This is a genomic window from Draconibacterium sp. (genome assembly GCF_041583095.1).
Taxonomy (GTDB): domain Bacteria; phylum Bacteroidota; class Bacteroidia; order Bacteroidales; family Prolixibacteraceae; genus Draconibacterium.
In genome coordinates this window covers 1-7,654 of record NZ_JBFHGM010000244.1, presented here as the reverse complement: position 1 = coordinate 7,654, position 7,654 = coordinate 1, and the positions used below count along the sequence as shown (strand labels likewise).

General features: G+C 39.6%; 7 protein-coding genes. 5 read left to right on the top strand and 2 right to left on the bottom strand.

Features of this window, described 5'->3' with window-relative positions:
- Positions 1 to 749 precede the first annotated feature (749 nt).
- A complete protein-coding gene (locus tag ABZB17_RS17865; RefSeq protein WP_372652150.1) occupies positions 750 to 923 on the top strand; it encodes a hypothetical protein in 174 nt (57 codons plus the stop codon).
- 137 nt (positions 924 to 1,060) lie between these two features.
- On the opposite strand, the gene ABZB17_RS17860 is transcribed toward ABZB17_RS17865, so the two are convergent.
- On the bottom strand, positions 1,061 to 1,783 hold the full coding sequence (locus ABZB17_RS17860; protein WP_372652148.1) for a DUF6261 family protein: 723 nt from the start codon (positions 1,781 to 1,783) through the stop codon (positions 1,061 to 1,063).
- A gap of 611 nt (positions 1,784 to 2,394) precedes the next feature.
- Between ABZB17_RS17860 and ABZB17_RS17855 the strand changes: the two genes are divergently transcribed.
- From ABZB17_RS17855 to ABZB17_RS17840, 4 genes are all read left to right on the top strand, one after another.
- Complete coding sequence (locus ABZB17_RS17855) at positions 2,395 to 3,162, top strand: DUF2971 domain-containing protein (protein WP_372652146.1); 768 nt, start codon at positions 2,395 to 2,397, stop codon at positions 3,160 to 3,162.
- Between the two features lie 217 nt (positions 3,163 to 3,379).
- Positions 3,380 to 3,958 (top strand): DUF6680 family protein, encoded by a 579-nt coding sequence (locus ABZB17_RS17850; RefSeq protein WP_372652144.1) that lies wholly within the window; start codon positions 3,380 to 3,382, stop codon positions 3,956 to 3,958.
- 272 nt (positions 3,959 to 4,230) lie between these two features.
- Entirely contained in the window at positions 4,231 to 4,734 is a 504-nt protein-coding gene (locus ABZB17_RS17845; protein WP_372652142.1) for a hypothetical protein, read from the top strand.
- Between the two features lie 206 nt (positions 4,735 to 4,940).
- Positions 4,941 to 5,558 carry a multiprotein-bridging factor 1 family protein gene (locus ABZB17_RS17840; RefSeq protein WP_372652140.1) on the top strand — a complete coding sequence of 206 codons (618 nt, stop codon included), beginning with the start codon at positions 4,941 to 4,943 and terminating at the stop codon, positions 5,556 to 5,558.
- A 560-nt stretch (positions 5,559 to 6,118) separates the two neighbouring features.
- On the opposite strand, the gene trpB is transcribed toward ABZB17_RS17840, so the two are convergent.
- A complete protein-coding gene (gene trpB / locus ABZB17_RS17835; protein ID WP_372652138.1) occupies positions 6,119 to 7,327 on the bottom strand; it encodes a tryptophan synthase subunit beta in 1,209 nt (402 codons plus the stop codon).
- Positions 7,328 to 7,654 lie beyond the last annotated feature (327 nt).

Sequence of the window (7,654 nt, the reverse complement as noted above, 5' to 3'; positions counted from 1 at the left end):
ATACTGTGTGTTAAGGTAACAACAAGTAATGGTGGAGTTAGTCTTAAATTAATACAGGAAGAGGAACAAGGCAAAAGTAAAAAGGCAAAAGTTACTGTCATCTCGACGAGGACCGAGGAGAGATCTGTCACAGTATTCAGTCACAGTATTCAGTCACAGTATTCAGTCACGGTATTCAGTTAACAATTTAACAATTCAACAGTTTTCTTCGTTGAATGAATGAGTTACTGAGTGAATGAGGGGATAGGAATGACTGACGAATGAAGCTTAACGATTTGAGATGGCAGAAGGATTGCAAATGTGCGTTGGGCTCTTTTTGCGTTGCTACCCGGTGATGCTCTCACTCCGAGTGAGGGTATCACTACTTTAAGAATTATTGCACGCGGATTTCGCAGATTAGCGCAGAGACAAGAAGTGAATGAGTTACTGAGTGAATGAGGGGGATGGGAAAGACTGACGAATGAAGATTAACGATTTGAGATTGCAGAAGGACTGGCAAATGTGCGCTGGCCTTCTTTTGCTTCGCTGCCAGGTGATGCTCTCACTCAAAGTGAGGGTATCACTACATTCATGACGGAAGCAGAAAAGAAAAAAGTTATTGCACACTGATTTCGCAGATTAGCGCAGCAAAGGCGGGGAATTAAAAAACAATCATGCATCCCGGAAATCATCAATAGCGATGAAATGAGGCCTTTCGACAGCATTTCATTTGAATAGCTACAACAGAGGGCGCTTGAAACCACACTGCTTTGAACATCATTCTTGATTGCGCCTTTGATTTATTTCCGCATCTGCGCCGGGTTTCACCCGCGGTTACTCATATTTTATCCCTTCGGGATATGGCGCTGAAAGCGGCGAATGAGAATAACCCGGTGCGTAGCGCCGGGATTAAACGACTGAAAGGGAATCGTCCGGCGAAATAAGCCGATCGAAGCTGTTGAGTGCTCCCGGACGAAATTAAAAGGACAATACTCATAAAAAGTTGGGGCTTTTCGGCAAACAAAAAAAAGCAGTGCTCCTCAACACCGCTTTTCAAAAACAAAATTTAGTAATTCAAAACCTATTCACTATCCCCCGATGTATCATCTTTTTTTCTTCGTCGTTTTACCGACTGGTTGTTTGCTGCAATTATTTCGGCAACGGTGCGGGCATAATTGCCATATACGGGTTCGTTAAGTTGTTCCATAACATTGAGGTACGGAACCAACAAACCGTTTATTTGGTCGAGAACTGTTTTCTTCAATTGGGTGGCATTCTCGAGGGTGCCTTCCTGGGCCTGGGCTTCCTCAAAACTTAGGCGGTTGGTTTCAAAATTATCCTGGGCCTCTTGCAGGGCGGTAATATATTCGGCACACTGCGGAACCAGTGCAATCGTATCAAGCAGTTGTGGTTTTTTGTAATCGGCCAGCATCGAATTCAACAACGAACTTTCGGTGGTAAAACTTTCGCTTTTCATTTCCATCCCGTATTGTTCGAAAATTTCGAGCAGGCGAAGGGCAGCAGTTCTGATTGCAGCATCAGGATGGTGCGAGAAACTCACCAGAAGAAAATTGAAAGCCGTTATTTTTTCGTCGCGGATATCGTCGTAAAATACTTGCTCGCTTTTGGCTTTAAGCCGTTTAATTGCCGACGAAAGTAAGGCCAGCGCATCAATAATCAGGGCAAAAATTTTCACCATGTTCTGATCCGTGTTCAGGGTGCTTTGGTTGTAGCCGTTAACAATTTGAGTTGCCGAACCATCAACCTCTGTTGTGCGACTGCTGTAATGGAGTTTTTCAATCATAATAATTTAATTTTTAGTGTTAATAAGGATCTTCGGGCTGTGCTAAATGGTTAAATGTTTTTTTTATAATTTCCTTCAATTTACAACAATTGTGAGGATTTTTATTAAACAAAAGACCATGTTATGTAGCATAAACAAATGTTTAAAGTCTACTTTTTACTTTTTTATGACGCAAACAAATGTTTATGCCCCTGTTTTTAGCCCGGACACCTCATAAACATTTGTTTAAGCGACCAATTTTTATTTTTTCATGCCTTAAACGTTTGTTTAACACCCCAAAAAGTAGAAAAACAAGGCTTAAACGTTTGTTTAAGGGGCAAAAAAATGATTTGGAAGGCCTTAAACATTTGTTCGTGCCATCAAAAAGTATTTTTTAAGGGTTTAAACAAATGTTTATGCGTAAATGATTGTTTTTTAGTGGTAATGCACGAAACATAAAAAATATGTTTAGTTTTATTGCACCAAAAATTCCTGTACCATTAAATACGCAAAAAACAGCATGTATATAAAACACAAAAACCTTACAACAACTACCAGTTTAGTGATTATATGAAGATTTTTACGTACAGATAATATAGTTAGCTACAATTTAACCAGACAAAAAAGAAACTATGAACGACAATTTGGTATTCTTAAATGAAAGCGACTTGGATAAACCAATTTATAGAATATTTTCTTTCGATAGACTTATAAAAATATTTCAACAGAACAAGATTACTCTAGTTAAACCAAAATTGTGGGATGACCCATTTGAAAATTTCATCTTAAATTCTACAGGAACTTTACCAGATGGCAGAGAATTCCAAATGAGTTTTCGTGAAAACTACTATGGTCAATGTTGGTCACTGACCAAGGAAAGTGATGCAATGTGGAGAATTTACTCACCGGAGAAAGATGGTGTAAAAGTAAAAACAACAATTAGAAAACTATTTACTCCATTATTTGAGACTGGTGGAGTACATCGTAAACTCAATGGTAATTTATACAATCTTTCATCTTTTGTAGGAAAGGTTAAATATAAAGGAACAAGGACATTAATGGAAATGTTAAAGGATAGAGATAGAATGAGTAATAAAATTTATGATACAACAGGAAGGGGACAAGCATCAACATTCTATTTCAAAAGATGGGCTTTTCGACATGAAAACGAAATAAGAATAATGTATCATCAGACACGCGACATTGGTTCTAACTTTTTTAGTTTTAACATTAACGCAAATGATCTTTTTGATGAAATAGTATTTGATCCGAGAATGGATTTTGGATTATACTCCCAGAGAAAAAGACAATTGCAAGATTCATTCAATTTTGACAAAAAAATTATTCAATCAGGACTTTATAAAATTAAAGAGTTTCGGATTGAACTAAATCAGATATAAAAACTGTAGCACACACATTTTATAAATTCCATAGGGGTGTCAGTGGGTTGCGGACGTTGGTGCTTTTGCAAAGTTCAGCGGTCACAGTCGACAGGATATCGGCTCCAAATTCCCCTACGTAACTTATAATTTACCGTTGGCAATCATTTTAAACCATTAAAAATCGTCTAAAATAAAAAGAGAAACTTTATAAAAATTAAAACCTAAATATTATACAATGGAATTAGTTGATTATTTAACAATTGGAGCAATAATTATTGGTCCGATAGCTTCAGTTCAAATTCAAAAATATTTGGAAAGAAGAAAGGAGACCCGAAACGAAAAGGTTCGAATTTTTAGAGTATTAATGGGGACAAGAGGTTCTAGTTTGTCAAAATCTCATGTTGAGGCCTTAAATCAGATAGATTTGGTATTTGAAGATAAAAAATATCAATCCGTGAGATTAGCTTGGGGAGAATATTTAGATAATCTAAACCAGCCATTTAATGACAATAATTTTTCAATTTGGGTAAATAAAAATGAGGATTTATTAGCAAACCTATTATATGAAATGGGATTAGCATTAGGATTTAATTATGACAAAGTTACAATTAAACGTAAGTCATATACTCCTGTTGGACATTCGAACATTGAGCTCGAAAATCAATCAATTAGAAAAGGAATTTTAGAATTACTTCAAAGTGAAAGAACTTTGCCAATGCAGCTTATATTGTCTCAAGAAGAATTGGACAATCAAAAAGAGTTACGTGACTTGATGCTGAAATATTATGAAAATGAATTGAAAAAGGAAAATTAAAAAACGCTTGCCAACAATTAAGTGTTCGGGCGGTCGGCACGGCCAAGCCTGAACCGGGTGTTGACGAAACCGACTTCGGAGCGGGGACGTAAGTTATGGGTTTTTCGATGTTTGGGTTTCTTGTTTTCAAGGGGATGTTTATTCACAGGCTTTCGTTTTTGGGCTGCTGCTCGCCTGCTGGTGCCGATTTGTAATCCGTTCCCTGGTCGAAAATCTATAAACGAGTAAAAACAACTACTTATAAATACCAACAACTATACAAAATACAACCAATGGCCGAATTAACAGTAAAACAGAAAAAATGGTTAAAATCAATTCATGTTATTGCTGCCGGCGTTTGGATAACTACCGGGGCGGTAATGTTTCTAATTCATTTTTTAGGCAATGATCTTTCCACAGGAGGCCAGCTGCATTTGTTAAATCGAATTATCCATTTTATCGATATGAAGCTGTTGGTACCCGCTGCCATAACTTGCCTTTTAAGCGGATGGGTGTATTCGCAATTTACCAAATGGGGCTATTTTAAGCATGGCTGGCTAATTTTTAAATGGATTATTACCGTTCTTATTATCGTGCTCGGAACACTGTTTTCCGGTCCGTGGATTGAAGAAACCGTAAAAATATCGGGAGAACTTGGCCTGAAAGCCCTTCAGGATGCCGATTACGTTTGGTACAACAGCAATCATTTAATAATGGGTGTGTGTATGACCTCTACACTAATAGTTGCTGTTTTTATATCGGTGTTTAAACCAAAATCGAAAAAGCCGAAGAAATAACTTGTTCCTTTGTACGCACCCTGCCAAACTTCGGGACGCTCCAACAGTGGAGCAGTACCAACCCGGCAACCTGAATGTAACCAATACCACAAAGCATTGCAGAGTGCCGATAAATAAGTAAATGCCGTAAAAATGCCGTCTGAAAATCGCTACCAAATAGGGAGTTGGGATTTACTTTTGCCACAAAAAATTAAACTTCACGATTTATGAAAGAACCAGGAAAAAGAATTAAAGAAAGCCGATTAAAACAAGGTTGGACCCAGGAAGATTTGGCGGAACACGCAAAAGTTAATTTGAGAACTATTCAACGAATCGAAAATAATGAGACCACTCCACGACGAAAAACGCTCGACTTGCTGTTTGATGTTTTAGGTATCGACGGGATTGAACCGGAGAAAAAGCCCCTGAATAAATACATGCTGTGGTCATCATTTCTGACACTGCTGATTGTTGCGGGCACTTTTTTAGGATGGACCAGGCATTTTAAAATGTTTGTGGATGGCGAAAGAACTTACCGAACCTTTACCGGTTGGACAGGCTATACTTTTTTTAATGATTACCACTTACAAAACTGGTTACTTAGTGTTGCCAGTATCTCGGTAGGCTTCATCGTGGTTGCTAATTCGCTTGGGCTGATAAAAAATAAAATGAAATATATTTTGGTACAGCTGGCTTGTTTAGTCTTTTATTTAACAGGTATTTTGGGGTGGAGTGGAAATGAGTCTGTGGAAATGCGGCCAGGATTATTCCTTATAATAATCGCAACCATTTTATTGGTAATAGCCTACCGAAAGAATGGGGCAAAAGCCGATGCCAACAAGTAAGGGGCGGGTGTTACGCTTAGCCCGATCTGAATGAGCCTGTAAATTTTGAAGCAGATTTTGCTATTAATTTTATTCGCCTTTATAAAAAATATTCATGATTCCCGGGAATCAACAAAAGGAATGAAAGTGAGGCCTGTCGACAGCATTTCATTTAATTAGCTATAATAGAAGGCGCATGAAACCACAGTGCTTTGAACAACTTCTTGATTGCGCCTTTGATTTATTTCCGCATCAACCCCGGGTTTCACCCGGGGGTAGTCACATTTTATCCCTTCAGGATATTGAGATGAAGTACAAACTTGAGACGAGTTTAATGACCAACAATGTCAGAAGATGAAACTTTCCATGGCGCTGGAAGCGTCTAACGTGAATAACCCGGTGCGTAGCGCCGGGAAGAAATGACCAAAGGGAAATCGTCCGGCGAAGTAAGCCGATCGAAGCCGGCGAGTGCTCCCGGACGAAATTAAAATGGCAATACACATAAAAAGATGGGGACTTTTATAACCCAAAAAGTCCCACTCAAACGAGCAGGACTTTGTATGGTATGTGTGAGTAATATATTACGCGTTATCTTCGGGTAAACCATATTTTTCAACCACAAAGTCGATGTCTTTATCGCCACGGCCACTCAGGTTAATCAGGATTGATTGTTGCTGGTTTTCTTTGGCCAGTTTTAGCCCGTAAGCTACAGCATGTGCACTTTCCAGCGCCGGAATAATTCCTTCCAAACGACTTAGCTCGTAAAAGGCGTCGATGGTTTCAGCATCATTGGCAACACCGTAATTTACTTTGCCCATATCTTTAAGCATGCTGTGCTCTGGTCCAACACCGGGATAATCCAATCCGCTCGCCACCGAATACACCGGAGCCGGTTCGCCTTTTTCATCCTGCAAGGTGTAGCATTTAAAACCGTGAATTACTCCGGGAGTTCCGTAGGTAATGGTGCTGGCGTGTTCGCCCAGTTTTGTTCCGATTCCACCCGGCTCAACACCGTGCAATTGGGTATCTTCAATATCGAGGAAGCCCGAGAACATTCCCATGGCATTACTTCCGCCACCAACACAAGCTACTACGTGATCGGGATTTTCGCCGGTCATTTCGAAGAATTGTTCCTGTGCTTCAATTCCAACAACACGCTGGAAATCGCGTACCATCATCGGGAAAGGGTGTGGCCCAACCACCGAACCAATACAATAAATGGTATTTACCGGATCTTTTAAATACGATTCGAAAGCCGAATCAACAGCTTCTTTCAGCGTTTTTAATCCGTGAGAGACAGGAACCACTTCGGCTCCCAGTATTTTCATACGTACCACATTCGGGTGCTCTTTGGCCATGTCAACTTCTCCCATGTGGATTTCGCACTCCAACCCAAAATAAGCTGCTGCAGTTGCCAGTGCCACACCGTGTTGTCCGGCGCCGGTTTCGGCAATCAGTCTCTTTTTACCCAGGTGTTTGGCCAGTAAAGCCTCGCCCATACAGTGGTTAAGTTTGTGCGCTCCCGAGTGGTTCAGGTCTTCGCGTTTCAGGTAAATGCGGCCACCGTATTTTGTCGACAAATTCTGGCAGTAATAAACCGGTGTTGGACGTCCCTGAAAGTGTTTGCGAATGCTGCGCAATTCAGAAATAAAATTATGCGATTTGCTGATGCTGTGGTAAGCATTGGTAATGTTATCCATTTCTTTTTGCAAATCGGGTGGAATAAACGAACCACCATATTCCTTGTAAAATCCCTCTTTGTTCGGGTATTGCTTGAAATAATCAGTCATAAGTTTTTTGAATTTTTAAATGAACCCACGAATGTAAAGTTTTATCTCTTTGGGTCGATTCTAAATAAGGTATCAGTAATAAATTTTTAGTGAATTGATAACTGATTGTGCCGTCCTGAAAGGACTAAACGAAAATGACGGTGTGTGAAACGCACGGCAAGAGATGGTGAATGAGTTCAACCCCTGTCGGGGCTGAGATTACACTTCATTAACTACCACCGGTTTTACCGGCGGTTATTCATATTAAGTCCTTTCAGGACATTTTCTATGAATTTGGAAGAAAATTATCTCTGCTGCTTATCTGCAAATCCGGAGGGATTTATCACT